This is a genomic window from Roseicella sp. DB1501 (assembly GCF_013112485.1).
GTDB lineage: Bacteria > Pseudomonadota > Alphaproteobacteria > Acetobacterales > Acetobacteraceae > Paracraurococcus.
This window is the reverse complement of the sequence record NZ_JABFHG010000013.1, coordinates 58514-84375: the sequence shown is the minus strand read 5'-3', so window position 1 is coordinate 84375 and position 25862 is coordinate 58514. Positions and strand designations below refer to the sequence as shown.

Here is a 25862-nt window from a genome sequence, read left to right as displayed (position 1 = left end):
GCCACGGCCTGCCACGGCTTGGCCGCGGCAGGGTTAACGGGCAGCGACGGCTTTGACGGGCGCTTCCCGAACGGATCGCCGCCGAGCTGGAGCCGGGGCTGGTCTGGCGCCGTCGCGCGGCTTGCGCCCAGTATCCGCTGTGTGGCGCGCCCTGCCCTGCCCAAGGGTTCGGGACGCCATGGCGCAGGAGGACAGCATGGCGCTCAAGGACATCCTGGTTCACCTCGACCCCTCGCCCCGCTCCGCCGACCGGCTGCGCCTCGCCGCGGCCCTGGCGCGGCAGCACGACGCGCATCTGATCGGGCTGCTGGTCGTCGATGCGATGCTGCCGGCCCTCGCCATGGCCGATACCGGCAGCAGCGGGCCGCTGGTCGGGCAGGTGCTGGACCAGATCCGCGCCGATGCGCTGCAGGAAGCGGCCAGGGTCGAGGCGGCATTCAGCGAGCGCATGCGGCTCGACGGCATCAGCGGCGAGTGGCGGCTGGTGGAGGGCGCGCTGCCCGAGGTGGTCGCGCTGCATGCGCGCTATGCCGACCTCGCCATCCTCGGCCAGGTCGATCCGCAGAACTCGCCGCCCGGCGCGGCGCAATTGGTCGAGCAGGTGCTCTTCGCGGCGGGGCGGCCGGTGCTGCTGGTGCCGCATAGCGGGCGGTTCGAGACGCTCGGGCGGCACGTGCTGGTGGGCCGGAATGCCAGCCGCGAGGCGGCGCGGGCGGTGAACGATGCGCTGCCGATCCTGGCCGCGGCCGAGAAGGTGACCGTGCTCGCCGTCAATCCCGAACGCCGCCCCGGCGCGCATGGCGCCGAGCCGGGCGCCGATATCGCCCTGCACCTCGCGCGGCACGGGGTGAAGGCCGAGGTCGAGCACATGACGGCGCCCTCGATCCCGGACGGGCTGTCGCTGCTGAACCGGGCGGCGGAGCTGGCGCCCGACCTGCTCGTGGTCGGCGCCTATGGCCATTCGCGGCTGCGCGAAATGGCGCTCGGCGGCGTCACCCGCACGCTGCTGCGGGAGATGACCGTGCCAGTGCTGATGTCGCACTGAGCCAGGACTAGCGCCCTGCCGGACGGGTCCGGGCAGGATCCACCGGCGCCGGGGCGGGGGCCGCTTCCCCGCCCCGCGCGGCTCACATGCCGAGGGCGCGGCGGTAGAGGTCGAGCAGCGTCTCCTGCTCCTCCACCTCGGCCGGCTCCTTCTTGCGAATCGAGATGAGCTGGCGGACCACCTTCACGTCGAAGCCCGCGCTCTTCGCCTCGGCGAAGATGTCCTTGATGTCGCCGGCGAGCGCCTTGCGCTCCTCCTCAAGCCGCTCGACGCGCTCGATGATGCTGCGCAGCCGATCGGCCGCGATGCCGCCGACCTCGGGATCCGGATCGGCCGCCTGGCGCGCCCGGCTCTCCCGGGCTGCCTCTTCCACGTCGCTCATGCCATGGCCCCCCAAAGCCAAGGGCGGCGGGTTTACCGGTCGGGCGGCGGATCAGCAAGGCAAACCGACTGAACCGCACGCCCTTCCGATCCCGGAGCGATCCTGGCCCCTCGCGACGGCGCGGGGAAACGTCAGTGCCCCGGCGTCGCGGCGGCGAATTTCGCCTTCTGCTCGGCCGAGGCCTCCTTCTGGTGCTTCGCCTGCCACTCCTTGTAGGGCATGCCGTAGACGATCTCCCGCGCATCCGGATCGGCCAGCGGGACGCCTCGCTCCTCCGCCCCCTCGCGGTACCAGCGGGACAGGCAGTTCCGGCAGAAGCCGGCGAGGTTCATCAGGTCGATGTTCTGCACGTCGGTCCGGGCGCGCAGGTGCTCGACCAGCTTGCGGAAGGCGGCAGCCTCGAGCTCGGTGCGGGTGGCGTCGTCCATCTCGGGTATGGCCATGGTCGGTCCTCCAGTCTCCGCCGCATCATCTGGGGTCGGCCGCCCCCGGCCGGCAAGCCTCCCGGGGCAGCCCAGCCGGTGGCAGCACCCTCATCAGGCATTGGCGCCGCGGATGGCGGCAATGACCGCTTGCGTCACCTCCTCCGTCGTCGCCCTGCCGCCGAGATCGGCGGTGAGCACGCCATCGGCGCAGACCCGCTCCACCGCCGCCATGAGCTGCTGCGCCGCCTCGGCCTCGCCGAGATGCTCGAGCATCATCGCCGCCGTCCAGAAGGTGGCGACCGGATTGGCTACGCCCTTGCCGGCGATGTCGAAGGCCGAGCCGTGGATCGGCTCGAACATCGAGGGCGCCCGGCGCGAGGGGTCGAGATTGGCGGTCGGCGCCACGCCGAGCGAGCCGGCCACGGCCCCGGCCAGGTCGCTCAGGATATCGGCATGCAGGTTGGTGGCGACGACGGTGTCGATCGAGTCCGGCCGGCGCACCATGCGCGCCGCCATGGCATCCACCAGCTCCTTCTCCCAGCGAACGTCGGGGTAGTGCGCCGCGACCTCGGCGGCGATGTCGTCCCACATCACCATGCCATGCTTCTGCGCGTTGGACTTGGTGACGACGGTCAGCAGCCTGCGGGGCCGCCCGCGGGCGATCTCGAAGGCGGTGCGCATGATCCGCTCCACCCCGGCGCGGGTGAAGATCGCGGTCTCGGTCGCCACCTCCTCCGGATGGCCGCGATGCGCGCGGCCGCCATGGCCGGCATATTCGCCCTCGGAATTCTCCCGCACGATCACCCAGTCGATGTCGCCGGGATTGACCGCGCGCAGCGGCGAGGTGAGGCCGGGCAGCACCCGCGTCGGGCGGATATTGGCGTACTGGTCGAAGCCCTGGCAGATGCGCAGCCGGAGGCCCCAGAGGGTGATGTCGTCCGAGATCTGCTGGTCGCCGACGGCGCCGAAGAAGATGGCGTCGAAGTGGCGCAAGGTCTCCAGCCCGTCCTCGGCCATCATCCGGCCGGTCTCGCGGTAGTAGTCGCTGCCCCAGGGGAACTCGGTCACCTCAAGCCGGAAGGCGTCGCCGCGCTCGGCCATCGCCTGCAGCACGCGGAGCCCGGCCGGGATGACCTCCTTGCCGATGCCGTCGGCGGGGATGGCGGCGATCCTGTGGGTGCGCATGGCGGGGTCCTCTCTCTGGCCCGGTCTCTAGCCCGGACTTTGGCCCGGCCATGGCATGCCAGTTCCGAGAGAGGACGCAAGCCCGCCGCGCCGGTGCTCAGCCGTAGCCGCGCCCGAGGGAGCGCTCGGCGGCCTGCCGGTCCGCCGGGTCGGCAGCGCCCGGCACCGCCGCCTCCCCGTCCCGCGGCGATGCCGCGCCGGCCGCGTCCTGCGGCTCGCCCCGCGCCCCGGCGCCGTCACCCGCGCCTGGCTCCTCCTCGGCGATGTGGAAGTCGAACTGGCCGTCATGCGATTGCCAGGACTGCACGGTGAGAACCTGGGCCCCGCCCTGGCTCTCATGCGGCCCGTGCACCACGCCGGCCGCCTGCGTCAGGAAGGCGCCGGGGCCGAGCGCCTCGCCCTTCTCAATGAGGTCGCCGGAGAGGACGTAATGCATCTCCGACCCCGCCTCGTGCCGATGCGCGGGGATATAGCCGCCGGCCGGGATGTGGATGACGCTGGTGACGACACCGCGCGCCGCATCCTCGTTCAGGATCTGGATGAGGAACTCGCCGCGGGAGCCGGGGATCTCGAAGGGCCGCGGCGCCACCGCCTCGGCGGACACAGTCATCGGCTCCGTCATGCCAATCTCCATCGGGGAAGGGCGCTCAACGCGGCGGCGGCGAAGCGGGTTGCGCGCCACCGCCGGCGGGACCGGCCTGCATCCGCCCGTGCCGTGGATGGTTTTTTCGCCCCCTTCCCCATCCCACCCCTGGCGGCATGGCCGCGGGAGAGGGAGAAGGCAGGGGGACTGGGGAGGATGCCATGGCTGGACCGAGCGGCAGCTGGAACGACGCCACGGCGCGCGCGGCGCTGCGCCAGCTCTTCGAGGCCGGGGTGCGCGCCGCCGACCCGCTCGCCGTGCTCGGCCCGCATCTGCCCCCGCCGCCGCGGCGGGGCCGGGTCGTCGTGGTCGGGGTCGGCAAGGCGGCGGCGAAGATGGCGCTGGCCGTGGAGCAGGCCTGGCCCGAGGTGTCGCTCGGCGGGCTCGTCATCACCACCCATGGTGCCGACCTGCCGGACCCGCCCGCGCACCGTCGCATCCCGGTGCGCTTCGCCAGCCATCCGGTGCCGGATGCGCATGGCGCCGCCGCGGCGGCCGAGATCCTGGCCGCGGTGCAGGGCCTCGCCGCCGAGGACCTCGTGCTCTTCCTCGTCTCGGGCGGCGGCTCCTCGCTCTCCACCCTCCCCGCGCCCGGCCTCACGCTCGACGACCTGATCGCGGTGAACCGCGAGCTGCTGCGCTGCGGCGCGCCGATCGACGCCATGAACTGCATCCGCAAGCACCTCTCGGCCTTCTCCGGCGGGAGGGTGGCGGCGGCGGCGCATCCGGCGCGGGTGCTGACCCTCGCCATCTCCGACGTGCCGGGGGACGATCCGGCGGTCATCGCCTCGGGCCCGACCGTCGCCGACCCCACCAGCTTCGCCGAGGCGCAGGCGCTGGCGGCGCATTACCGCATGCGCCTGCCGGCGGCGGCGATGCGGCATCTGGAGGCGGCGGAGGACGAGACGCCGAAGCCCGGCGATCCCCGCCTCGCCGGCACCGAGCTGCGGATGATCGCGACCCCGCTGATGGCGCTGCGGGCGATGGCCGAGGAGGCGCGGCGGCTCGGCCTCGCGCCGCTGATCCTCGGCGATGCGCTGGAGGGCGAGGCGCGGGAGCTCGGCCGGGTGCTGGGCGGCATCGCGCTCTCCGCCGCGACGCATGGCGAGCCGGTCGGGCGCGGCGCCGTGCTGCTCTCGGGCGGCGAGACGACGGTGACGATCGACGGCCCCGCCGGCGAGGGCGGGCGCGGCACCGAGACGCTGCTCGGCCTCGCCCTGGCGCTGAACGGCGCGCCGGGTGTCTGGGCGCTCTGCTGCGACACCGACGGCATCGACGGCAAGTCCGACGCCGCGGGGGCGATCGCCACGCCGGATACCCTGGCGCGCGCGCGGGCGCTCGGGCGCGACCCGCAGGCGGCGCTGGCGGGGCATGACAGCACCGGCTTGTTCCGAGCGCTGGGCGATCTGGTGGTGACCGGGCCGACGCTGACCAATGTGAACGATGTGCGGGCGGTGCTGATCGGCTGAGCAATCACACGCGAAGACTTAATGTTAAGCTTCGATGACCTAACTTAAGCCTGGAAGCCGAAGCTTAAGCCGCCTAGGATGCCGTCCATGAGAGACGCCATCCTCGACGATCTGCTGAACCGCCGTGGCACCGGCGCGAAGATCGCGACCGCCCTCGGCATCACCCCCGCCGCCGTGTCGCAATGGCAGCGCATCCCGGCGGACCGGGTCATGGAGCTGTCGCGGCTGCTTGAGCTGCCGCCCTACCAGCTCCGCCCGGATCTCCACCCGCCGCCCGAAGGGAAGCTTCGCATGGCCCCGCGCATCCCGCTCCGCCGCCGCCGGCGGACCAAGGTCGTCGCCACGCTCGGCCCCGCCAGCTCCTCGGCCGAGGTGATCGAGCGGCTGCATCGCGGCGGCGCCGATGTCTTCCGGCTGAATTTCTCGCACGGCACCCATGCCGACCATGCCGAGCGGATCGCCATCATCCGTGCCGTCGAGGCGAAGGTCGGCCGGCCCATCGGCATTCTCGCCGACGTGCAGGGCCCGAAGCTGCGGGTCGGGCGCTTCCAGGGCGGCAGGGTGCAGTTGCAGACCGGCCAGCCCTTCCGCCTCGACCTCAACCCGACGCCCGGCAATGTCAGCCGCGTCGAGCTGCCGCATCCGGAGATCATCAAGGCGGCGCAGATCGGCACCAGCCTGCTGCTCGACGACGGCAAGCTACGGCTGCGCGTCACCCATGTGCGCGGTGACCACCTGGAGACCGAGGTGGTGGTCGGCGGCGCGCTCTCCGACCGCAAGGGCGTCAACGTCCCCGATGTCGCCCTGCCCATCCCGGCGCTGACCGGAAAGGACCGCGAGGATCTCGCCTTCATCCTCGGGCACGGGATCGAATATGTCGGCCTCTCCTTCGTCCAGCGGCCGGAGGACGTGGCCGAGGCCAAGCGCATCGTCGATGGCCGCGCGCTGATCATGGTGAAGATGGAGAAGCCGCAGGCGGTCGAGAACCTGGACGCCATCATGGCCCTGACCGATTGCGTCATGGTCGCCCGCGGCGATCTCGGCGTGGAATGCCCGCCCGAGGAGGTGCCGCTGATCCAGAAGCGGATCGTCCGCGCCGCCAAGGCGGCCGGCAAGCCGGTGGTGGTGGCGACGCAGATGCTCGAGAGCATGATCGCCGCCCCCGCCCCCACCCGCGCCGAGGCCTCCGACGTGGCGACCGCCGTCTTCGACGGGGCCGATGCGGTGATGCTCTCGGCCGAGACCGCCGCCGGCCAGTACCCCTTCGAGGCGGTCAACATGATGGACCGCATCCTGGCCCGAGTGGAGCAGGATGCCGACTGGCGCCGGATGACGGACACGGCACGGCCCGAGCCAGAGCCGACCAGCGCCGGCGCCATCGCCGCCGCCGCCCGGCAGGTGGCGCACACCATCAGGGCGCAGGTGATCGCCACCTTCACCAGCACCGGCAGCACCACCTTCCGCGTCGCCCGCGAGCGGCCGGACTGCCCGATCCTCGGCCTCACCGCCAGCATGGAGATCGCCCGTCGCCTCGCCGTGGTCTGGGGCGTCCATCCGGTGGTGACGCAGGAGCCGCATGCGATGAGCGACATGGTCGCCAAGGCGACCCGGGCGGCGCTGCAGGAGGGCTTCGCCGCCGCCGGCGAGGAGGTGGTGGTCACTGCCGGCGTGCCCTTCGGCACGGCCGGGACCACCAATGCGCTCCGGGTGGCGACTGTGAAATAGCAACGCAGGCGAGGGACGGCATTACAGAACGGAAAGAAGTCCCTCATCGCGCGTTGCTGACCCTGCCCGGCCGCTGGCGCGAACGGCTAGCCATGCCGGCACCGGACAGGGAAACCGAAGACATGACGAAGTTTCATCTGGCAGGCCCCGTCGCACTGGCCGCGAGCCTGCTGGCGCTCACCGCCTGCCAGAACCGTCCGCCGCCGTCGGCGGCCATGGCCCCAACCCCGGGTGCGAGCGCCGCCGAGCCCATCGTGCCGGGCACCGGCCGCATCATGGGCGGCATCAGCAATGCCGAGGTCCAGCGCGTGCCCCAGGGCACCGGTGCGCAGGCGCCGATCGTCCCCGGCACCGGCCGCATCATGGGCGGCATCAGCAATGCCGAGGTCCAGCGCACCAAGCCGGGTCCCGGCGTGCAGGCGCCGATCAAGCCCGGCACCGGCCGCATCATGGGCGGCATCAGCAATGCCGAGGTGGAGCGGGCCGGCGGCGGCGCTCCCCCTCCCTGATCGGTCCGTCCGTCACGCGACCAGCCAGCCCGCGGCCGGCGGCGACGGACCCGCCGGCCGCGGGTCTGCGACCAACAGGATCGTGATGGCGCTCACGCCACGCCGAGGCGTGTGAATGATTGACCCTGTGACCGCCAGCGGGCGCCATGCCGCGTCTTGGGGGCCCGTCTGGGGGCATGGGGGAGAAATCATGCAGTCGTCGTCGCGCCGGCCGGGACCGGCGATGCTCATGCTGGGGACCGCGCTGCCGATGCTGGCCGGATGCGGCCTGAGCGTGGAGCGCACGGAGCGGGTCGAGGGGCTGCAGCAGGAGCTCGCCCTCTCGCAATCCGAGGGCGGCGCGCTGCGCCAGCGCGTGGCCGAGCTGGAAAGGACGCTCGGCCAGGAACGCCAAGCCGCGGGCGATCTCGCCGCCCTGCAGGCCAAGCTGCAGCGGGCGCAGGCCTCGCTCGTCGCGGCCCAGCGCGGCCGTGCCAATGCGGAGGCCGAGCTGCGGCAGCAGCGGGCGCAGCTTGAGGCGGAGGAGCAGCGGCTCGCTGGGGTACAGGCAGAGGCCGGGCAGCTCGAGCAGACGCGGACCGAGCGCAGCGGCGCGCTGGTCGAGACCGAGAAGCGCCTGGGCCTGCTGCAGGACCAGGCCGGCTCCGAGGATCGCCGCCTCGCCGGGCTGCGCGATCAGGTGACGGCGCAGGATGGCCGGCTGAGCGCCCTCACCGACCGGATCGCCGCCGAGGACCGCCGCCTCGCCACCCTGCGCAACGAGGCCACGGCGGCCGAGCAGCGCCTGGCCGGGCTGCGCGCGCAATCGGCGACCGAGGATCGCAATCTGGCCGGCCAGCGGGAGCGGGTGGCGCAGGAGGAGCAGCGGCTGCAGGCGCTGCGCAGCAGCGTCACCGAGGCTGAGCGCTCGCTCGCCGAGCGGCGCCAGGCCGGCAGCGAGGCCGAGAAGCGCCTCGCCGCGCTGCGCGACCAGGTCTCGACCACCGAGCGCGCCCTGACCGAGGCGAATGGCCGGCTGGCCCGCAGCAACCAGGCGGCCGAGGAGACCGACCGGCGGGTGAAGGGGCTGGAGAGCCGCTCCGCCGAGCTCAGCCGCGGCGGCGCCGAGGCCGAGGCGCGCCTCGCCTCGCTGCGGCAGGGCGTGACGGCGGCCGAGACGACGCTCGCCGAGCGTCGCAACGCCGTCGGCCAGGCCGAGGCGGAGCTCGCCCGGCTCGGCACCGCGCGTGACCAGGCCGCGGCGACCCTGCGCGGCCTCGAGCAGCGCAGCGCCGAGCTGCGGACCGAGATCGGGACGGCGGAACGCCGCCTGGCGGAGCTGCGCAGCGGCACGGCGGCCGAGGAGCAGCGGTTGCAGGCCGCCCGCGCGGAGGCGGCGGAGGCCGATAAGGCGCTCGCCGAGCGGCGCAGCGCCCTCGCCGCGCTCGACAAGGGCGCGAGGGACGAGGCGGAGCTTCGCCGCAGCGTGGAGTCGCTGCGGGCGGAGGTCGCCTCGCTGGAGCGGCGCCGCGACGGGCTGCAGGGCGAGATCGTCGCCTCGCAGCAGCGGCTGGAGGCGCAGCGGCGGGACCTCGCCGACATCGTCGCCCGCGTCCGCCGCGAGGGCGGCCCCGCCATCCCGGCCTCGGCGCCGGAGGGAAGCGGCCCTGGTGAGGGCCGCTGATCCGACCAGGAAACAACCAGGGAAGCGGCCCTAGCGGGAGCCGCCAATCCGGCCGGGCGGCGGTCAGCCCTTTGCCGCCCGCTCCTTCGCCAGCAGGGCGCGCTTGCGCGGCACGCCCCAGCGATAGCCGGTGAGGTCGCCGTCCTTGCCGACCACGCGATGGCAGGGCACGGCGAGCGAGACATGGTTCTGGGCGCAGGCCCGGGCGACGGCGCGGACCGCCCGCGGCGCGCCGATGGCGACCGCCATCTCGCCATAGGTGCGGGTCTCGCCGAAGGGGATGGCCTGCAGCGCCTCCCAGACCCGCCGCTGGAAGGCGGTGCCGCGCAGATCGAGCGGCAGGGCGAGCGCCGCCTTCGGCTCCTCCAGGAAGGCGACCACCTGCCGGATGGTGCCGGCCAGCGCCGCCGGCGCCGGCTCGACCCGCGCCTTCGGGAAGCGGCGCCGGAGATCGCCCTCGAGGCTGACGAAATCCTCGGCGAAACCGATGAAGCAGACGCCGCTGCCGGTCGCCCCGACCATCAGCGGGCCGAGCGCGCTCTCGGCGGTGGCGGTGCGGATGGTCTCGCCCGCCCCGCCCCGCCGCGCCGCGCCCGGCGTCATGCCGAGCACGCGGCCCGGCGCCTCGTAGACCCGGCTCTCGCTGCCATAGCCGGCGCCGGCCACGGCCTCGGCCACCCGGTCGCCGGCCTGCAGCGCCGCCTGCAACCGGCGGGCGCGGACGGATTCGGCATAGGATCGCGGGGTCACGCCGGTGATCTCCTTGAACAGCCGCAGGAAATGGTGCCGGGCATAGCCGGCGCGGTCGGCCAGCGCGGCGAGGCTCGGGATGGTCTCGCTCCGCTCGATCAGGTCGCAGACGGCCTGGATCGCCGCGGCATGCAGCCCGGCGCGCTCGCCCTTCGGATCGCAGCGCTTGCAGGCGCGGAAGCCATCGGCCTCGGCGCCGGCGGCATCGGCGTAGAAGCGGACATTGCGCCGCAGCGGCGCGCGGGAGGGGCAGCCGGGGCGGCAGAAGACGCCCTGCGTCGTCACCGCATAGAGGAAGGGCCCGCAGGCCGGCTGCGGGTCGCGGGCCAGCAACGCCGCCCACCGCGCCGCGCCGAGCGCGTCCGGGAGATCGGTGTCGAGGCGATCGGGGATGGGGGCCATGTGCGTCATGGCGTCACTCTGGCGCCGCCTGCGGGCCGCTGCCATCCGGGCATTGCGCCCACGCGCGGCACGGCCGGAATGGCGGTGCCGCGCGTGGGCTTATCACTGCCCCTAAAATGCCGGGCGAAAACCTCCGGTTTGCCTGGGCCTTCGCGGCATGAGCCGCGATCCCCGTTCGAGGCCTCGGACCGGTCTGGGGACCGGTCCGCCGACATCACTTCGCGGCCTGCACCGCGGCGGCGGCGGCCACGAGGCCGAAGATCCAGGGAAGGGCGGCGAGAAGGTCGGTCACGGGAGTTGTCCTGCTGCGGCGGCGCCAAGGATGCGCCGCCTTCCTGACCATCGATGTGGTCCCGCCCGATGCGGCCGGCCAATCATCGCCGCGGATCACCGGCATGCATCTGCCGAATGGAAACGGCTTGGCCTCGCGGCAGGCGCATGGGAGCCTGGTCAGGTGGCGTCGCCCTCGGCCTTCCGCCGCAGCTCCCGCAGCCGCTCCTGGCCGCCGGGCATTTGCGGGTTGATGGCCAGCGCCGCCTCCAGCGATTGCAGCGCGCCGCGGGGATTGCCCGCCTCCTCCTGCAATGTCGAGAGGCTCAGCAGGGCCGGCCAGTGCCGCGGCTCGCAGCGCAGCGCCTCCTGCAGGTCGCGCGCGGCGGCGGCGTTGTCGCCCGCCCGGCCATAGGCCTGGGCTCGCAGGTACCAGGCCTCGGCGAAATCCGGCTGCAAGGTGATGGCGGCGTCGAAATCCTCGAGCGCCTCCTCCGGCAGGCTGGCCTCCAGGTTGCGCGCCCCGCGGCGCAGCAGCAGCGTCACCGAGGCGCTGGCGGATTGCCCCCAGAGGGCGCGGATCCGCGCCTCGACCAGGGCGGCGCCGGCCTCGTCCGGCGCGGTGCGCAGGGCCTCGAAGGCGCGATCGAGCTCGGCCTTGCGGATCTCCGCCGCCCGGGCCTGGCCCTGCGGCGCGCCCCCGGATGGCGGCGATCGTGACGGCGGCCCGGTCGGCGGCCCAGGTGGCGATTGAGACGGCGATTGAGGCGGCGATCCCGGTGCCTGGGCCAGGCCCGGCACCGGGCTCAGGGGCAGGAGAACGGGCAGGAGCAGCAGGGCGAGGCGCCGGCGCATGCGGGAAAGGTCGGCGGTCCTCGCCCGGCTGGCAAGGGCCGGCCGCGGCGACGGCCTCAGCGGCGGCCGAGCACCAGGCCGGACTGCTCGACGATGCCGCGGAACTTGGCGAGTTCCGCGGCGAGGAAGGCGCGGGCCTCGGCGGGCGTGCCGGGCGGCGCCGGATCGACGCCGGCCTGGGCGAGGCGCTGCGCCGTCGCCTCCTCCGCCAGCACCCGGCGCACCCCGCCAGCCAGGGTCGCGACCACGCCCGACGGCAGGCCGGCGGGACCGACCAGCATGTTCCAGGTGGTGACCTCGAAGCCCGTCAGGCCGGCCTCGTCGAGGGTTGGGATGTCGGGGAAGAGTGGATGCCGCTGCAGAGCGCTGACCGCGAGGCCGCGCGACAGCCCGTCGCGGATGTGCGGCGCGGTCGAGGCCAGCACCTCCAGCGAGTAGTCCACCTCGCCCTTGGCCAGCGCCTCCATCACCGCCGAGCCGCCGCGATAGGGAATGTGCTCGGCCTTGAGGCCGCCGGCGCGGAGCTTGAGGTACTCCCCGGTGAGATGGCCGATGCCGCCCGCCCCGCTGGTCGCCCAGGTGTAGCGCCCGGGCTCGGCGCGCAGCGCGGCGAGCAGGTCCTGCACCCTCCGGAAGGGCGAGGCGGCCGGCACCACCAGCACGATCGGACCGCCGCCGACCAGCGCGACCTGGGTGAAGTCGGCGACCGGGTCGTAGGGCGTCTGCTGCGGCAGGGCCGCCGGGTTGGTGGCCAGCGCCGAGGCGGAGGCGAGCATCAGCGTGGCGCCGTCGGCCGGCCGGTGCCGCACCCATTCCGCCCCGACCGACCCGCCCGCGCCCGAGCGGTTCTCGACCACGAAGCGCGCCGGCCCGCCGGCCTCGCCGCTCAGCACCGCGCCCAGCCGCTCGGCGAGGATGCGCGCCGCGATGTCGGTGGAGCCGCCGGCGAGGAAGGGCACGACCAGGGTCACCGGGCGGTCGAGCCAGGACTCCGCCCGGGCGGCGCGAAGGGCCGGCGCGGCAAGGGCGGCGGCGAGCAGGAGGCGGCGCGGCAAGGGCATGGAGACGTGTCCCGGTCAGACTGCGCCCCAGATGCCGCGAAACCCGGCCGCCGGCAAATCCTCGTCCCATGCCGGCCTGCGCGGCACCATTCCGATCCGCGCGCGTTCGCTTGGCCGTTGTCCCTTGCGTTGCGGAGACGCCTATGCCGGCCGAGCGCGCCCCGAATACCCTTCTCGCCACACTCGTCTCCGCCGGTGGCCTGGTGCTGCTCCTGACCGGCCGCGACGACACGGCCCGGCCCCCGGCCCGCGCCGCGGCGCCGGAGCGGCTGCACGCCACGCCCGATGCGGCGGATCCCGCCCCCTCGGGGGGCCGCCCGGAGAGCCGGAGCAAAGCCGAGCGCCACGGCCGGCACGCCACAACGCCGAGCGAAATCCCGGCGCGTGGCTGGTGGGCGATCCTGAAGCGCACCGCCTCCGAGATCATGGAGGACCGGGTGATGACCGAGGCGGCCGGCATCACCTTCTACGTCCTGCTCGCCCTCTTCCCGGCCATCGCGGCCTTGATCTCGATCTACGGGCTCTTCGCCGAGCCGGCGACGATCAACGACCATCTCGCCTCGCTGGCCGGCGTCGTGCCCGGCGGCGGCGTGGACATCATCGCCGAGCAGGTGAAGCGCATCACGGAGAAGGGCAGCGGCACGCTCGGCATCAGCGCGCTGATCGGCCTCGCCACCTCGCTCTGGTCGGCCAACCAGGCGATGAAGGCCTTCGTCGATTCCCTGAACATCGTCTATGGCGAGACGGAGAAGCGCGGCTACATCGCGCGCCTCGCCCTCACCCTCGGCTTCACCCTGGGCGGCATCCTGCTCATCATCCTCGCCATGGTGGCGGTGGTGGCGATCCCAGTGGCGCTGCATTTCATCGGCCTCGACCAGCAGCTCGAGATGCTGCTGCGGCTGGCGCGCTGGCCGATCATGCTGCTGGTGGTCGGGCTCTTCCTCGCCTTCCTCTACCGCTACGCGCCGAGCCGGGAGCGGGCGCGCTGGCGCTGGGTGAGCTGGGGCAGCGCCTTCGCCACGGTCTGCTGGATCGGCTTCTCGCTCGGCTTCTCCTGGTACGTCACCAATTTCGGCAATTATAACGAGACCTATGGCTCGCTCGGCGCGGTGGTCGGCTTCATGACCTGGATCTGGCTCTCCTCGACCGTGGTGCTGGCCGGGGCCGAGCTGGACGCCGAGATGGAGCACCAGACGGCGCGCGACACCACGGCCGGGCCGGAGCGGCCGATCGGCGCCCGCGGCGCCCGCATGGCGGATACGGTGGCGGGATAGGCCGGACGGGGACGGCCAGGCGGCCGGTCAGGCCGCCTGCCGCTGCCGCGCCGCGCCCACCGCCGGCGGCTCCGGGCCACCCGCCATCCAGTCGAGCAGTTCCACCGTGTGCACCACCGGCAGGGCGTCGCCGCCGAGCTGGGTGAGGCAGCCGATATTGCCTGCGGCGATCAGGTCGGCGCCAGTGCGGTTGATGTTGTGCAGCTTGCGCTCCCGCAGCCGCGTGGCGATCTCGGGCTGCAGCAGATTGTAGGTGCCGGCGCTGCCGCAGCAGAGATGCGGCTCGGCCGGGTCCTTCACCGCGAAGCCGGCGCGGGCGAGAAGCTGCTTCGGTAGGGTGGTGATCTTCTGCCCGTGCTGCAGGCTGCAGGCGGAATGGTAGGCGACGGTCAGCCCCGGCTTCGGCCGGCTCGGCGCATAGGCAAACCTGTCGAGCGCCTCGGAGACGTCCATCGCCAGCGCCGCGACCTTCGCCGCCTGCTCCGCCTCGGGCTCCTCGCGGAACATGAAGCCGTAATCCTTCACCGTCGTGCCGCAGCCGGAGGTGTTGATGACGATGCCGTCCAGCCCCTCGCCCGCGATCTCGCGGCTCCAGGCGGCGATATTGGCACGGGCGAGGCGCATTGCCGGGTCGTGGTCGCCCATGTGGTGGTTCAGCGCGCCGCAGCAGCCCTGCTCGCGGGTGATCACCACCTCGACCCCCATGCGGGTGAGCAGGCGGATCGTCGCCTCGTTGATCGAGGGGGCGAGGACCTGCTGGGCGCAGCCGGTCAGCAGCGCCACGCGGCCGCGGCGGGTCCCCTCGGCGCGGTGCACCTGCGGCGCCTGCATCGGGCTCGGCGGCGGCAGGGCGCCGGGCGCGAGCCGCAGCATGGCCCGCAGCCGCTTGCCGAGCATGGCGCCGGGCGGGATCAGCCCGGCGAAGGGCCGGCCGAGCCGGGCTCCGGCCACCGCCGCGCGGAAGCGCGCCGGATAGGGCAGGATGGCGGCGAGCAACCGGCGCAGCGCCTTCTCCTGCCAGGGCCGGTCATAGGTCTCCTCGATGTATTTCCGCGCATGGTCGACCAGGTGCATGTAGTGCACGCCCGAGGGGCAGGTCGTCATGCAGGAGAGGCAGGAGAGGCAGCGATCGACATGCCGCACCACCTCCTCGGTGGCGGGCTTGCCGCTCTCCAGCATGTCCTTGATCAGGTAGATGCGGCCGCGCGGGCTGTCGAGCTCGTCGCCGAGCAGCACGAAGGTCGGGCAGGTGGCGGTGCAGAAGCCGCAATGGACGCAGGTGCGGAGGATCTGGTTGCTCGCCCGCGTATCCGGGTCCTGCAGCTGCTCAGGCGCGAAATTGGTCTGCATCGCGCCATGGTAGGCGCTGGCCCGGCGGCGCGATACTGGCCGATGCGCAACGACCGCGGGCGCCCGCGAGCGTGATCCGGCGGGCGGCCGATGCCTCGGCGTTCAGTCCGACCGGGCCGCGCGCGCTTCCGCCAGGCCGTCGCGCAGGACGGCGGCGACGGCCCAGGCGAGGCAGGCATTCAGCCGGTCGGTTGCAGCCACCCGCTGCGGCTTCGGGGCGCGCTCGACATCCACCTGCTCGGTCTCGACCCAGTGGCGCATCAGCTCCCAGCGCTGCAGCAGCGGCACCTGATGCGCCGCCGCGACCAGGCGCAGCGCATCCAGATAGGGATCGATATTGGCGTTGGCGCGCAGGAAGCGGGAGAATTGCGGATCGATCAGCAGGGCGTCGATGCCGGCCGCCTTCAGCGCCTCCAGCCGTTCGTTCAAGGTCTCGACCATGTCGTTGACCTCGGCGCCGCGGACCGCGCTGAAGGTGCCGGTGGCCCAGAGGACGAGCTGGGTCGGCGCCCGCGCCAGCTCGGCGGCCATGAGGGCGCTCGCCTCGGTCGTGTTGATCCCGCGCTCGCCGCGCACCGCAACCTCGATCGTCGCCTTCGGCCAGCGCTCCCGCAGCAGGGCCTGCAGCCGCGCCGGCCAGGCCGCCTCCGGGCCGCTGGTGCCGGCGCCGAGCACCGAGACGCCGCCGATGACGAGGATCCGCAGCGACCCCGCCCGCAGCGCCTGCAGCGTTGCCGGCAGGGGCGACCCGGCCTCCAGCAGCTCCGGCGGCTCGGTACAGGCAGGGGGGTCCGCGCCGGCTGCCGTGGCCAGCGGCAGGGCGATCAGCAGCGCCATGGGGAGCAGCCGCGTGCGCATCATTACGCAGGAGTCGTAGAAGAGGGCGCCGCGCTCGGCAAGTGCGATGACCGGGCCACGCCGCCCCGCGCCGGCTCCGCCTGGTCACGCTGGCGGTACCAGGCGCCGACCGCACCCACTGCCACCAGGGCCAGCAGCCCGCCGAGATTGACCACCGCCTGCATCGGGCCGTGATCCGACTGCTCGAGCGCCAGCCGGCCGAGGAAGGCGAGGAAGATGCCGGTGCAGAAGACCGGCAGCCCGTGCTGGCCCATCAGCACGAAGGGCGCGGCCGGGCCGGAGCGGAGCCAGGCCGCATCCCGCGGCACGGCATGGCCGAGCAGATAGGCGAGGGCGAGGATGGAGACCAGCCGGGCCGGGTGCAGCGCGCTCTTGTCGATGGTGGTCAGCAGGACGCCGACCGGCTCCGGCAGCAAGGCCAGCCATTCCGGCACCGCATGCGCGAGCAGCATGGCGCAGGCCCCGATGAGGAGAACGATCACCGAGGCGGCGATGAGGCTGCGGCGGAAGGGGATGGCGGGGGCCGGGCCACGCTGGCCGTTCGGCAGGCGGGGCGCGTAGCCGAGGGCGGCGCCGGTGAAGAAGAGCAACTGCCAGGCGAAGGGGTTGAAGAACCAGCCGCCATCGATCCAGTTCGGCAAGTTGAGGTCGAAGAGCCGTGCCGCCGCGTAGAGCAGGGCCGAAAGGCCGAGCAGCAGCCCCGGCCGCCGCAGCAGCGGCAGGGCCGGGGCGAGCAGCACCAGCAGCGCGATGTAGAGCGGCAGGATGTCGAGGAAGGCCGGCTGGTAGCGCAGCAGCAGGGCCTGCAGCAGCGCCAGGTAGGGCTGCTCGCGGAACGGGTCGAGATGCAACTCGTCCAGATAGGCCGGGCTGTCGAGGACCGAGGCGGAATAGCCGACCTGGGCGGCGAAAACGACGAAGAGGAAGATATGCGCCACATAGAGCGTGCTGGCCCGGCGCAGCAGCGCCGCCGCGCCGTAGAGCCAGCCGCGCCGGTCATAGGCGGCGCCGTAGGCGAGGCCGGCGGCATAGCCCGCGAGCAGCACGAAGGCCTCGGTCGCATCGCAGAAGGCGATGTTGCGGAGGGTGAGTTCGCCCAACCAGTTCCCGGGCACATGGTCGATGAAGATGAACCACAGCGCCAGGCCGCGGAACACATCGACCCGCAGGTCCCGGCCGGCACCGCCGGTCCCGCCGCCCCGGATCAGGCCGCGCATCCCCACCTCCGCCAACGCCGCGAAAGTTGCGGCCGGGGTCGTGCTTTGCAAGTCACGTTGCAGGCCGTAACGCGACTCGACCGCTGGCGCTGCGGACCCGGTTTTGGCAGGGTCGGGGGATGCGTCGATGCTTTGCCCTCCTGGCCCTGCTGTGCCTGCCCGGTCTCGCCATGGCCCAAACCTCCGGCGCCCCACCCTCCGAGGCGTCCTCCGGGGCCGGGCCCTGCCCGCCCAGCCCGACCCAGGCCGTCAACCTGCCGGTGACGCGTGCCGCTTTGGCGCGGGGCGCCCCCGTCACCATCGTCGCCTTCGGCTCCTCCTCGACCGAGGGGGCCGCCGCCAGCGGGCCGGAGCAGACCTATCCGGCGCAGCTCGAGATGCGGCTGCGCGCCGCCCTGCCCGGCGCCCGGCTCACCGTGCTGAACCGCGGCAAGGGCGGCCAGGAGGTGCATGAGATGCTGGCGCGGCTCGAGAGCGACGTGCTCGCCGCGCAGCCGACGCTGGTCATCTGGCAGGCCGGGGCGAATGCGGTGCTGCAGGGCATGCCGGCCGAGGAATTCCACAACAGCCTCGCCGGCGGCATCGCCCGGCTGCAGGCCAGCGGCGCCGATGTGCTGCTGATGGACGTGCAGCGGGCGCCGCGCATCCTGCACTCGACCGGCTTCGAGCGGCTGGATGCGGTGATCCTCGCGCTCGCCGCGGAGACGCATGCGCCGCTCTTCTCCCGCGCCGCGCTGATGCGGGGCTGGGATGCCGAGGGCACGCCCTATGCGGCGATGATCTCGCCCGATGGCCTGCACCACAACGACCGCGGCTATGCCTGCCTGGCCGAGGCGCTGGCGCGCAGCATCCTCGGCGCGACCGGGCCCTCGGTGATGGCGCGGCGGTAGCAGAAGGGCGTCAGGCGGCGGACGGCCCTATTCAGCCGCAAGGGTATCCGCCGGGATGACGAGGGCATGGTTCGGCCGCGGCAGCAGCGCCAGCCGCGCATCCAGCCGGCCCTGCACCATGTCGCGGAACAGGCCGCGATTGAGCGGCCCGGTCTCCGGCACCCGCTCCAGGAAGCGCCGGAACACCGCGCGGTAATGCGCCGCCTGGCGGACGAAGCGCTCATCCACCTCGAAGCGCGCCATCTCGGCGGTGGTCGCCGGCAGCAGCCGGAGGATCGCCAGCGCCAGTTCCGGCCCCGCCGGCAGGGCGATATCGGTCCCCTCCCCGGCGCCGGCGACCGAGACCTCGCCCTCGGCACGACGCCAGCCGAAGGCCAGGCGCCACATCGCGGCCATAACGGCGGCGAGCTCGCGCGCCGTCATGTCCCATTCCGCGACCAGGCGCTCGAGCCGGGATTCGGACATAAGGGCCTGCAGCGTCTCGGCCTGGCCCCGGCCGGCGCCGAGCTGGCCGAGCAGCAGCCGGGTCTGCTCCTGCAGGATGGCGGTCTGCTCCCGCGCCTCGGCGAGCAGCGCCTGCAGCGCCAGGGCGCGGCTGTCGCCGGATTCGCCCTGGCGCTGCAGGGCGTCGCGCATCACCACCAGCTCCGCCCGCTGGGTCAGCCAGCAGAGGGCGAGCAGGCCGAGGCCGCCCGGCAGGACGAGGCCGATGGCCAGCGCCACCCAGCCCGTCGGCCCGAGCGCGACCAACCCCTCCGGCCCGGCCTCGGCCCAGAGCAGCAGGGCGACGCAGAGCGGCACGAGGGCGGCGAGGAGGAGCAGGCCGAGACCGATGGCGCGTGCGAGCAGGCGCAAGGCAGTCAGCCTCCTTCGGTATCTGATGGAAACGGTGCGAATGAACACCAGACTAACGAATCAACGGTAGAGACGCACCACTACAATACGCGTGTAACGCGATGGCGACCGAACTGTGGCCGCCGCGCCGCGCTGTGCCCTCCCTGCCCCGGCTCCTGCCTGAAAGCGCCTGTCGGAAGCGCCGCCACCCGTTGCCCCGCTGCGGCTTCGCCGCGGCGGGCTGTGACGTGCTCAGGATATGAAACGAATTATAAACCCCGCTAAGCCGCGCAGCAGTGGGGTGGGGACTGCTAGAAGCCGGCGCGCATCCGGCCCGGGTTGAGGATGCCCTTCGGGTCCAGCACCGCCTTCACCCGCCGGCCGATCGCGGCCAGCGCCGGCGGCTCCTCCGGCAGCACCGCGACGGCCGCCCGCAGCGGCTCGGGCGCCCGGAACAGGGTGAAGGTGCCGCCCGCCGCCTCGGTCGCCGCGACCACCCGGGCATGCTGCTCCGGCCTCGCCGGCCCGGCCAGCCAGACCAAGCCGCCGCCCCAATCCAGCAGCGCCTTGTCGAGGCCCGAGGCCGCGACTACCCCCGGCCCGGTGCTCGGCTTGACCGAGACGCGCCAGACCGCCTCCTCCGGCGCGGCGCCGAGCGGCTCCGCCTCGCGCACCGCCTGCCAGGCGGCGAGGCTGGCATCCTCGCCTAGCAGCGCTGCCTCGCCGAAGCCGGCCAGCGCCTCGCGCAGCCGGCCGAGCCGGTAGGCCACGGATTCGGCAAATTCCTCGATCCGCAGCAGGGCAAGCGGCCCGGCGAGGCCGGCGACGCCCCCCGATGGCAGCAGCGCCGCGCCGGAGACGCCGTAGGGGCTGCCGAGGCCGGCCGAAAGGGCCCGCACCCCGGTCGCCAGATCGGCGACGCGCAGCGCCAGCGAGCCGGAGGAGGCCGGCGCCGGCAGCACCTTCAGCGTCACCTCGGTGATGACGCCGAGCGTGCCATGGGCGCCGGTCAGCAACTTGCAGAGGTCGAGGCCGGTGACGTTCTTCAGCACCCGGCCGCCGCTGCGGAACACCTCGCCAGTGCCGGTGACGGCGCGAATGCCCATGACATGGTCGCGCATGGCGCCGCCCATGATGCGGCGCGGGCCGGAGAGGTTGGTCGCCACCAGCCCGCCGATCGTCGGCTCCCGCCCGGCGCCGAACAGGCCGGCGAGCATCGGCGGCTCGGCGATCAGGTGCTGGCCCTTCTCGGCCAGCGCCGCCTCGATCTCGGGCAGCGGCGTGCCGGCCAGCGCCGAGACGATCAGCTCCTGCGGCCGGTAGAGGGTGATGCCGGAGAGGCCGCGCGTGGTCAGGCTGCGCGCCGCCTGCACCGGCCGCAGCAGCTCGCGCTTGCTGCCATTGCCCTCGATGGCCAGCGGCTCGCCGGCCGCATGCGCCGCGGCGATGGCCGCCGCCAGCGCCGCCTCGTCCGGCGGCGCGAGGAGGGCCTCGCTCATGCCGCCCGCTGCAGGGCGGGATTGTCCTCCAGCGGGAAGACCTTGGCCGGGTTGAGCAGCCAGTCGGGATCGAAGGCGCCCTTGATGGCGCGCTGCAGGGCGAGCTCCGAGGGGCTGAACTGCACCCCCATCAGGTCGCGCTTCTCGACGCCGACGCCGTGCTCGCCGGTGAGGCAGCCGCCGACCTCGACGCAGAGCTTCAGGATGTCGGCGCCGAAGGCCTCGGCCTTGTGGAAGCTCTCCGGGTCGTTGGCGTCGAACATGATGAGCGGGTGCAGGTTGCCGTCGCCGGCATGGAAGACATTCGCCACCTGCAGCCCGTATTCCGCGCTCATCTCGCCGATGCGCTTCAGCACATGCGGCAGCTCGCCAGTCGGGATGGTGCCGTCCATGCAGAGATAGTCGGGCGAGATGCGGCCGACCGCGCCGAAGGCGCCCTTGCGGCCCTTCCAGATCGCCATGCTCTCCTCGGCCGTCTGCGCCACCTTCAGGCTGATCGGGTCGAAGCGGCCGCAGATCTCCTTCAGCTTGCCGAGCAGCATGTCCTGCTCCTCGGTGCTGCCCTCGACCTCGATGATCAGCATCGCCTCGGCCTCCAGCGGGTAGCCGGCATGGGCGAAGGCCTCGCAGGCATGGATGCAGGGCTTGTCCATGAATTCGAGCGCGACCGGGATGATGCCCGAGGCGATGATGGCATCGACCGCCGCGCCGGCGATCTCGGTGCCCTTGAAGGCGGCGAGCATGGCGCGCTGCCCCTCGGCGGCGCGCAGGATGCGGACCGTCACCTCAGTGACGATGGCGAGCTGCCCCTCCGAGCCGGTCAGCAGGCCGAGCCAGTCATAGCCGGCCGCATCCAGGTGGCGGCCGCCGACCTCGATGATCTCGCCCTCGATGGTGACGAGCTTCAGGCCGAGCAGGTTGTTGGCGGTGACGCCGTATTTCAGGCAATGCGCCCCGCCCGAGTTCATGTTGACGTTGCCGCCGATCATGCAGGCGAGCTGGCTCGACGGGTCGGGGGCATAGAAGAAGCCGTCGGCCGCGACGTGGTTGGTGATGCCGAGATTGGTGACGCCGGCCTCGACCACCGCCAGGCGGTCCTCGTAATCCACCTCCAGGATGCGATTCATGCGCATCAGCCCGATCACCACCGCATCCGCCAGCGGCAGCGCACCACCGGAGAGGCTGGTGCCGGCGCCGCGCGGGATCACTCGGATGCCGTTGGCATGGCAGTAGCGCAGCACGGCGGCGACCTGCTCGGTGGTCTCCGGCAGCACCACCGCGAGCGGCGGCTGCCGGTAGGCGGAAAGCCCGTCGGTCTCATAGGGCTTGAGCCGCAGTTCCTCGCTGATCACCCCCTCGCCGAGCGGGCCGGTCGGGACCAGGGCGCGCAGGGCGGCGACGATCTCGGCGCGCCGGGCCAGCACCGCCGGCTTGGGATCGGGCAGGCTGATCACGTCACTCTCTCCTGCTCAGGCATGTGGTCCGGCGGAAAATGGGCTTCCGGGCGGCGCCGGGCAAGCGGCACGCTTGCCGCTGCCGGGCGGCGCGGGCAGTTTCCCGGCCCAACGATCCTCTGGAGACGCGCGTGCCCCGTTTTCCGTCCTGGCTCCTCGCTGCCGCCCTCGTGCTCGGCCTCGCCACGCCGGCCTTTGCCCAGATCCGCGAGGGCGCCTATGCGGTGGAGGGCACCAATCCGGATGGCAGCACCTATGAGGGGCAGCTCCTGCTCCGCCCCGGCCCGGCGGGAAGCTGGCTGGCGAATTGGCGGGTGGGGCGGGAGCAGATCCTCGGCCTCGGCCTGATCAATGGCGGCGTGCTCGCCATCTCCTTCGTCATCGAGGGACGGCCGGGAGTCTCGGTCTTCGAGGTCGATCCCGACGGCAAGCTGCGCGGCCACTGGACCACCGGCGGCGGCCTCGGGACGGAAATCCTGACGCCGCAATAGAGGCGTCCCGGCGCCGGACAGCAGAAAACCCGCCGCGGCCGGCGCCGCAGGCGGGTTGTTCAAACCGAACCCTGGAAACGCCTCCCCGCCATGCCGCCGGCCCCGGAGGCCGGTCGCAGCCGGGGAGCGGCCTCTGAAATGTCCATCAAAACCGTCGCTTTCCGCTGCCCTGCTGCGGCTTTGCCGCGGCAGGCTGCGACGGTTCCTGGGCAGATGGGCCTCCGCGACGCGGTTTTGCGGGGCGTTCTTAGCCCTGGCGGGCCTTGAGGCGCGGGTTCTTCTTGTTGAGCACGTAGAGGCGGCCACGGCGGCGCACCACCACGCAGTTCTTGTCGCGAGTCTTCGCGGATTTGAGGCTGTTGCGGATCTTCATCTCGGCGGACCTTTTCGAGCGGGCGCGTTTAGGGAAACGGCGGCGGCGTGTCAACCAGCGCGTCCGCCAGCGGCCTCCTCGGCGGCGAGCCGCAGCAGCCCCTCCAGCGTCTGCGGCAGTCGGCGGCCGAGGATGCCCTCCGCCACCTGGGTGCGCAGCACCTGCGCCGTGCCGCCGGCGATGGCGAACATCCGGGCGTCGCGGACATGCCGCTCCATCGGGTTGTCGCGGCTGTAGCCTTCGGCCCCCCAGACCTGCAGCGCCTGGTTGGTGACCGCGATGGCGGTGTCGGCGGCGAGCACCTTGGCCTGGGCGGCGGCCAGCCGGTCGGGGAAGCCCGTGGCTCCGTCACCCGCACCTGGGGCACCATCACCAGGTCCGGCGCTGCGGGCGGCGCGCCAGACCAGGGCCCGCGCCGCCTCGAGCTGGATGGACATGTCGGCCAGTATCCAGCCGAGGCCCTGGAACTCGGCGATCGGCCGGCCGAATTGCCGTCGCGCCACGGCCCGGGCCAGCGCCGCCTCATAGGCGCCGGCGGCGATGCCGAGGGCGGCCGTCGCGGCACCGACGCGCTGGCCGTTATAGGCCTCCATCAGCCGGCCGAAGCCGCGGGCGAAGCCGCCCGGCGGCCGCAGCACCATGGCATCCGGCACCTCCAGCCCGCGCAGGTGGATCTCCGCCTCCGGCATGCCGCGCAGCCCCATGGAGGGGATGCGGCGATGGATGACGAGGCCGGGCGGATCCCCCTCCCCGCCCCGCGCCACCAGGAAGCCGCCGATGCCGCGCTCCTCCCCGTCCTCGATGGCGCGGGCGAAGATCAGGTGCAGGCGGGAGACGCCGCCGCCGGTGATCCAGTGCTTCACGCCGTCGATCACCCAGGTGTCGCCATGCCGCACCGCGCGCGTGGTCATCTCGGTCGCGGCCGAGCCGGCCTCCGGCTCGGTGATGCAGATGGCCGGCTTGTCGCCGGCGAGGACGAGATCGGCGGCGAGCCGCTTCTGCGCCTCGGTGCCATAGGCCATGACGGCGCCGATCGCGCCCATATTGGCCTCGACCGCGATGCGGCCGCAGACGGCGCAGGCCCTGGCGAATTCCTCGATGACGAGAACGGCGTCGAAGCAGGAGAGGCCCGCCCCGCCATAGGCGCGCGGGATGGTGAGGCCGAGGAAGCCGGCCTCGGTCATGCGGCGCACCATCGGCCAGGGATAGGCCTCGGTCCGGTCGGTCTCGGCCGCCTGCGCCGCGGCCTCGCGCGCCAGCTCCCGCGCCCGGTCGCGCAGCCCGGCCTGCGCCGGCGTCAGCCCATCCTGCATGCGTTTCCCTCCCGGCGGGCGGCGGCGCCCTGGCGCCCTGGCGCCCTGGCGCCCTGGCGCCCTGGCGCCCGGTTACCCGGCCTGCACCGCCTCGGCAATGGCGCGGGCGAGGTCGCGGAACTCGCCGGCCCGGGGGCTGCGCGGCCGCCACGCAAGGGCCAGGCTGCGGCCGGGCGCCGGGGCCGCCTCGTCCTTGCCGGCCACCGGCCGCACCTCGACCGCCGCGCCGGCCAGCACGCCGCCCTGCACCGCCAGCCGCGGCACCAGGGTCACGCCGAGCCCGCTCGCCACCATCTGCACCAGCGTGTGCAGCGAGGTGGCGGCGAAGCCCTCCTCGCTCGGGATGGCGGCGCGCGGCAGGCCGCAGGCATCGAGGGCGTGCTCGCGCAGGCAATGCCCGTCCTCGAGCAGCAGCAGCCGCTCCGCCGTCAGCGCGGCGATCGGCACCTCGTCGAGCGCCGCCAGCCGGTGGCCGGCGGGCAGCGCGGCGAGGAAGGGGTCGGGGGCGAAGGCGAGCGTCTCCGCCTCGCCGCAGATGCAGGGCAGCGCCAGCAGCAGCAGGTCGAGGCGGCCAGCGGCGAGCTGCGCCAGCAGCCGCTCGGTCTGGTCCTCGCGCAGCCAGAGCCGCAGGCGCGGGAAGGCCTGGCGCAGGGTCGGCATCAGCCGCGGCAGCAGGAAGGGGCCGATGGTCGGGATGACGCCGAGGCGGAGCGAGCCGGAGAGCGGGTCTCGCGCCGCCGTCGCCGTCTCCGCGACCGCCTCCAGCGCCGCCATGGCCTGCCGGGCCCGCTCGATCACCTCGAGGCCGAGCGGGGTGAAGATCGGGCGCTTGGTCGCGCCGCGCTCGAGCAGCGTTGCGTCGAGCTGCCGCTCGAGGGCGATGATGCCGGCCGAGAGGGTGGATTGCGTCACCGCGCAGGCGGCGGCGGCGCGGCCGAAATGGCCGTGATCGGCCAGGGCGAGCAGGTAGCGGAGCTGCTGCGGCGTCGGCAGCGCCGTCATCGGCTCGCTCGATCGTGAGTCGCGGCGGGCGGCCGGGCGGGCGACCAGCCTGGCCATGGATCAGCCATGGCGGCCGGCAGGCGGGAGGTGGGCGAGGCGTTCGGTGTCATCGATCCGTTCGATTACATTTCCCAAAACTATTCATTTGCCTGGAACGGCAGCGCCGCCAATATTTGGTGCAGCGCAGCATGGTGTCCATCATGCAAGGCGCCGCATTCAACCGCTAGGGATGTCCGCATGCTGACCGTTGGCGACAAGTTCCCCTCCTTCGCCCTCGACGCCGTGAAGGGTGGCCCCGAGGGCCTGGGCGGCCCCGGCAAGTCCTTCACCCGCATCACCTCCGAGTCCGATGCCGGCAAGTGGAAGATCGTCTTCTTCTGGCCGAAGGACTTCACCTTCATCTGCCCGACCGAGATCGCCGCCTTCGGCAAGCTCGCCGGCGAGTTCGCGGACCGCGACGCGGTGGTCTATGGCGTCTCCACCGACAGCGAGTTCGTCCACCTGAACTGGCGCGTCCACAACGACGACATCCGCGACCTGCCGATCCCGATGCTCGCCGACATCAAGCGCGAGCTGTCCGAGGCGCTCGGCATCCTCGACAAGGAGGCCGGCGTCGCGCTGCGCGCCACCTTCATCGTCGATCCGGACGGCACCATCCAGTGGGCGGCGGTGAACGGCCTCAATGTCGGCCGCAACCCGCAGGAAGTGCTGCGGGTGCTCGACGCGCTGCAGACCGACGAGCTCTGCCCCTGCAACTGGGAGAAGGGCAAGGAGGTCCTGAAGCCGCAGGACCTGTTCGAGAAGGCGGCCTGAGTCCCAGGCGCCGCTGATCGAGGGGGACGCGCCGCGTCTCCCTCCCCCGCCCACCCGGCCCCGCTCACCTGGACCGGGCGGGCGGGTGGGCCGAGCGGACGGGCGGCCCC

General features: G+C 73.2%; 26 protein-coding genes. 9 read left to right on the top strand and 17 right to left on the bottom strand.

The annotated features are described in order from the left end of the window. The first annotated feature begins 196 nt into the window (after positions 1-196). Positions 197-1045: a universal stress protein gene (locus tag HJG45_RS22295; RefSeq protein ID WP_171615208.1), complete on the top strand. Its 849-nt coding sequence runs from the start codon at positions 197-199 to the stop codon at positions 1043-1045. Between the two features lie 82 nt (positions 1046-1127). Here the strand turns inward: HJG45_RS22295 and HJG45_RS22290 are convergent, their stop codons facing one another. The 4 genes from HJG45_RS22290 to HJG45_RS22275 all read right to left on the bottom strand — a co-directional run bounded on the left by HJG45_RS22290 (position 1128) and on the right by HJG45_RS22275 (position 3659). Continuing rightward, entirely contained in the window at positions 1128-1427 is a 300-nt protein-coding gene (locus HJG45_RS22290) for a DUF2312 domain-containing protein (RefSeq protein ID WP_174890540.1), read from the bottom strand. Positions 1428-1558: 131 nt separating this feature from the next. Beyond that, positions 1559-1870, bottom strand: a complete 312-nt coding sequence (locus tag HJG45_RS22285; protein ID WP_254452712.1) for a DUF1244 domain-containing protein — start codon at positions 1868-1870, stop codon at positions 1559-1561. A gap of 93 nt (positions 1871-1963) precedes the next feature. Then, on the bottom strand, positions 1964-3037 hold the full coding sequence (locus HJG45_RS22280; protein WP_171615206.1) for a tartrate dehydrogenase: 1074 nt from the start codon (positions 3035-3037) through the stop codon (positions 1964-1966). 97 nt (positions 3038-3134) lie between these two features. Beyond that, the gene (locus HJG45_RS22275; RefSeq protein ID WP_171615204.1) at positions 3135-3659 is read right to left on the bottom strand and encodes a cupin domain-containing protein; all 525 of its coding nucleotides are present in this window, start codon (positions 3657-3659) and stop codon (positions 3135-3137) included. Between the two features lie 182 nt (positions 3660-3841). On the opposite strand from HJG45_RS22275, the gene HJG45_RS22270 reads away from it, so the two are divergent. The 4 genes from HJG45_RS22270 (at position 3842) to HJG45_RS22255 (ending at position 9046) form a co-directional block, all read left to right on the top strand. Continuing rightward, entirely contained in the window at positions 3842-5149 is a 1308-nt protein-coding gene (locus tag HJG45_RS22270) for a glycerate kinase (RefSeq protein ID WP_171615202.1), read from the top strand. 87 nt (positions 5150-5236) lie between these two features. Beyond that, entirely contained in the window at positions 5237-6874 is a 1638-nt protein-coding gene (gene pyk / locus HJG45_RS22265) for a pyruvate kinase (RefSeq protein ID WP_171615200.1), read from the top strand. Between the two features lie 53 nt (positions 6875-6927). Beyond that, positions 6928-7383, top strand: a complete 456-nt coding sequence (locus HJG45_RS22260; protein ID WP_171615198.1) for a hypothetical protein — start codon at positions 6928-6930, stop codon at positions 7381-7383. A 229-nt stretch (positions 7384-7612) separates the two neighbouring features. After that, the gene (locus tag HJG45_RS22255) at positions 7613-9046 is read left to right on the top strand and encodes a hypothetical protein (protein WP_171615196.1); all 1434 of its coding nucleotides are present in this window, start codon (positions 7613-7615) and stop codon (positions 9044-9046) included. Between the two features lie 63 nt (positions 9047-9109). Here HJG45_RS22255 and ada read toward each other — a convergent pair whose 3' ends face one another. The 4 genes from ada to HJG45_RS22240 all read right to left on the bottom strand — a co-directional run bounded on the left by ada (position 9110) and on the right by HJG45_RS22240 (position 12384). Beyond that, positions 9110-10207, bottom strand: coding sequence for a bifunctional DNA-binding transcriptional regulator/O6-methylguanine-DNA methyltransferase Ada (gene ada, locus HJG45_RS22250; protein ID WP_254452711.1), 1098 nt, complete (start codon positions 10205-10207; stop codon positions 9110-9112). Positions 10208-10412: 205 nt separating this feature from the next. Further along, entirely contained in the window at positions 10413-10541 is a 129-nt protein-coding gene (locus tag HJG45_RS29285; protein WP_302479796.1) for a hypothetical protein, read from the bottom strand. 107 nt (positions 10542-10648) lie between these two features. Beyond that, on the bottom strand, positions 10649-11323 hold the full coding sequence (locus HJG45_RS22245) for a tetratricopeptide repeat protein (RefSeq protein ID WP_171615195.1): 675 nt from the start codon (positions 11321-11323) through the stop codon (positions 10649-10651). A gap of 56 nt (positions 11324-11379) precedes the next feature. Beyond that, entirely contained in the window at positions 11380-12384 is a 1005-nt protein-coding gene (locus tag HJG45_RS22240; RefSeq protein WP_171615193.1) for a tripartite tricarboxylate transporter substrate binding protein, read from the bottom strand. A gap of 143 nt (positions 12385-12527) precedes the next feature. Between HJG45_RS22240 and HJG45_RS22235 the strand changes: the two genes are divergently transcribed. Continuing rightward, positions 12528-13658: a YihY/virulence factor BrkB family protein gene (locus HJG45_RS22235; protein WP_171615191.1), complete on the top strand. Its 1131-nt coding sequence runs from the start codon at positions 12528-12530 to the stop codon at positions 13656-13658. A 27-nt stretch (positions 13659-13685) separates the two neighbouring features. On the opposite strand, the gene glcF is transcribed toward HJG45_RS22235, so the two are convergent. The 3 genes from glcF to HJG45_RS22220 form a co-directional block, all read right to left on the bottom strand. Continuing rightward, the gene (gene glcF / locus HJG45_RS22230; protein WP_171615189.1) at positions 13686-15008 is read right to left on the bottom strand and encodes a glycolate oxidase subunit GlcF; all 1323 of its coding nucleotides are present in this window, start codon (positions 15006-15008) and stop codon (positions 13686-13688) included. A gap of 102 nt (positions 15009-15110) precedes the next feature. After that, positions 15111-15845, bottom strand: a complete 735-nt coding sequence (locus HJG45_RS22225; protein ID WP_171615187.1) for a hypothetical protein — start codon at positions 15843-15845, stop codon at positions 15111-15113. Between the two features lie 23 nt (positions 15846-15868). Then, on the bottom strand, positions 15869-17083 hold the full coding sequence (locus HJG45_RS22220) for an OpgC family protein (protein WP_171615185.1): 1215 nt from the start codon (positions 17081-17083) through the stop codon (positions 15869-15871). 119 nt (positions 17084-17202) lie between these two features. Between HJG45_RS22220 and HJG45_RS22215 the strand changes: the two genes are divergently transcribed. Continuing rightward, complete coding sequence (locus tag HJG45_RS22215) at positions 17203-17973, top strand: SGNH/GDSL hydrolase family protein (protein ID WP_171615183.1); 771 nt, start codon at positions 17203-17205, stop codon at positions 17971-17973. Positions 17974-18000: 27 nt separating this feature from the next. Here the strand turns inward: HJG45_RS22215 and HJG45_RS22210 are convergent, their stop codons facing one another. From HJG45_RS22210 to HJG45_RS22200, 3 genes are all read right to left on the bottom strand, one after another. Then, entirely contained in the window at positions 18001-18828 is an 828-nt protein-coding gene (locus HJG45_RS22210) for a hypothetical protein (RefSeq protein ID WP_171615181.1), read from the bottom strand. Between the two features lie 290 nt (positions 18829-19118). Next, positions 19119-20306 carry an FAD-binding protein gene (locus HJG45_RS22205; RefSeq protein WP_171615179.1) on the bottom strand — a complete coding sequence of 396 codons (1188 nt, stop codon included), beginning with the start codon at positions 20304-20306 and terminating at the stop codon, positions 19119-19121. After that, positions 20303-21760, bottom strand: a complete 1458-nt coding sequence (locus tag HJG45_RS22200; protein WP_171615177.1) for an FAD-linked oxidase C-terminal domain-containing protein — start codon at positions 21758-21760, stop codon at positions 20303-20305. The genes HJG45_RS22205 and HJG45_RS22200 overlap by 4 nt, the downstream gene beginning before the upstream one ends. 131 nt (positions 21761-21891) lie before the next feature. Here HJG45_RS22200 and HJG45_RS22195 point away from each other — a divergent pair, with 131 nt between their 5' ends. Further along, positions 21892-22251 carry a hypothetical protein gene (locus tag HJG45_RS22195; RefSeq protein ID WP_171615175.1) on the top strand — a complete coding sequence of 120 codons (360 nt, stop codon included), beginning with the start codon at positions 21892-21894 and terminating at the stop codon, positions 22249-22251. 247 nt (positions 22252-22498) lie between these two features. Here the strand turns inward: HJG45_RS22195 and ykgO are convergent, their stop codons facing one another. The 3 genes from ykgO to HJG45_RS22180 all read right to left on the bottom strand — a co-directional run bounded on the left by ykgO (position 22499) and on the right by HJG45_RS22180 (position 24939). Beyond that, positions 22499-22624 carry a type B 50S ribosomal protein L36 gene (gene ykgO / locus HJG45_RS22190; protein WP_076960648.1) on the bottom strand — a complete coding sequence of 42 codons (126 nt, stop codon included), beginning with the start codon at positions 22622-22624 and terminating at the stop codon, positions 22499-22501. Between the two features lie 50 nt (positions 22625-22674). Continuing rightward, the gene (gene acdA, locus HJG45_RS22185) at positions 22675-23937 is read right to left on the bottom strand and encodes a 3-sulfinopropanoyl-CoA desulfinase (protein ID WP_171615173.1); all 1263 of its coding nucleotides are present in this window, start codon (positions 23935-23937) and stop codon (positions 22675-22677) included. Positions 23938-24009: 72 nt separating this feature from the next. Continuing rightward, positions 24010-24939: a hydrogen peroxide-inducible genes activator gene (locus HJG45_RS22180; RefSeq protein WP_171615417.1), complete on the bottom strand. Its 930-nt coding sequence runs from the start codon at positions 24937-24939 to the stop codon at positions 24010-24012. Positions 24940-25176: 237 nt separating this feature from the next. Here HJG45_RS22180 and HJG45_RS22175 point away from each other — a divergent pair, with 237 nt between their 5' ends. Continuing rightward, positions 25177-25752, top strand: coding sequence for a peroxiredoxin (locus HJG45_RS22175; RefSeq protein ID WP_171615171.1), 576 nt, complete (start codon positions 25177-25179; stop codon positions 25750-25752). Positions 25753-25862: the final 110 nt, after the last annotated feature.

Bases quoted from the DNA above. Each gene is read 5' to 3' on its own strand.
- HJG45_RS22295 (WP_171615208.1), top strand. From the start codon at position 197: ATGGCGCTCAAGGACATCCTGGTTCACCTCGACCCCTCGCCCCGCTCC.
- HJG45_RS22290 (WP_174890540.1), bottom strand. From the start codon at position 1,427: ATGAGCGACGTGGAAGAGGCAGCCCGGGAGAGCCGGGCGCGCCAGGCG.
- HJG45_RS22285 (WP_254452712.1), bottom strand. From the start codon at position 1,870: ATGGCCATACCCGAGATGGACGACGCCACCCGCACCGAGCTCGAGGCT.
- HJG45_RS22280 (WP_171615206.1), bottom strand. From the start codon at position 3,037: ATGCGCACCCACAGGATCGCCGCCATCCCCGCCGACGGCATCGGCAAG.
- HJG45_RS22275 (WP_171615204.1), bottom strand. From the start codon at position 3,659: ATGACGGAGCCGATGACTGTGTCCGCCGAGGCGGTGGCGCCGCGGCCC.
- HJG45_RS22270 (WP_171615202.1), top strand. From the start codon at position 3,842: ATGGCTGGACCGAGCGGCAGCTGGAACGACGCCACGGCGCGCGCGGCG.
- pyk (WP_171615200.1), top strand. From the start codon at position 5,237: ATGAGAGACGCCATCCTCGACGATCTGCTGAACCGCCGTGGCACCGGC.
- HJG45_RS22255 (WP_171615196.1), top strand. From the start codon at position 7,613: ATGCTGGGGACCGCGCTGCCGATGCTGGCCGGATGCGGCCTGAGCGTG.
- ada (WP_254452711.1), bottom strand. From the start codon at position 10,207: ATGACGCACATGGCCCCCATCCCCGATCGCCTCGACACCGATCTCCCG.
- HJG45_RS29285 (WP_302479796.1), bottom strand. From the start codon at position 10,541: ATGGTCAGGAAGGCGGCGCATCCTTGGCGCCGCCGCAGCAGGACAACT.
- HJG45_RS22245 (WP_171615195.1), bottom strand. From the start codon at position 11,323: ATGCGCCGGCGCCTCGCCCTGCTGCTCCTGCCCGTTCTCCTGCCCCTG.
- HJG45_RS22240 (WP_171615193.1), bottom strand. From the start codon at position 12,384: ATGCCCTTGCCGCGCCGCCTCCTGCTCGCCGCCGCCCTTGCCGCGCCG.
- HJG45_RS22235 (WP_171615191.1), top strand. From the start codon at position 12,528: ATGCCGGCCGAGCGCGCCCCGAATACCCTTCTCGCCACACTCGTCTCC.
- glcF (WP_171615189.1), bottom strand. From the start codon at position 15,008: ATGCAGACCAATTTCGCGCCTGAGCAGCTGCAGGACCCGGATACGCGG.
- HJG45_RS22225 (WP_171615187.1), bottom strand. From the start codon at position 15,845: ATGGCGCTGCTGATCGCCCTGCCGCTGGCCACGGCAGCCGGCGCGGAC.
- HJG45_RS22220 (WP_171615185.1), bottom strand. From the start codon at position 17,083: ATGCGCGGCCTGATCCGGGGCGGCGGGACCGGCGGTGCCGGCCGGGAC.
- HJG45_RS22215 (WP_171615183.1), top strand. From the start codon at position 17,203: ATGCGTCGATGCTTTGCCCTCCTGGCCCTGCTGTGCCTGCCCGGTCTC.
- HJG45_RS22205 (WP_171615179.1), bottom strand. From the start codon at position 20,306: ATGAGCGAGGCCCTCCTCGCGCCGCCGGACGAGGCGGCGCTGGCGGCG.
- ykgO (WP_076960648.1), bottom strand. From the start codon at position 22,624: ATGAAGATCCGCAACAGCCTCAAATCCGCGAAGACTCGCGACAAGAAC.
- acdA (WP_171615173.1), bottom strand. From the start codon at position 23,937: ATGCAGGATGGGCTGACGCCGGCGCAGGCCGGGCTGCGCGACCGGGCG.
- HJG45_RS22180 (WP_171615417.1), bottom strand. From the start codon at position 24,939: ATGACGGCGCTGCCGACGCCGCAGCAGCTCCGCTACCTGCTCGCCCTG.
- HJG45_RS22175 (WP_171615171.1), top strand. From the start codon at position 25,177: ATGCTGACCGTTGGCGACAAGTTCCCCTCCTTCGCCCTCGACGCCGTG.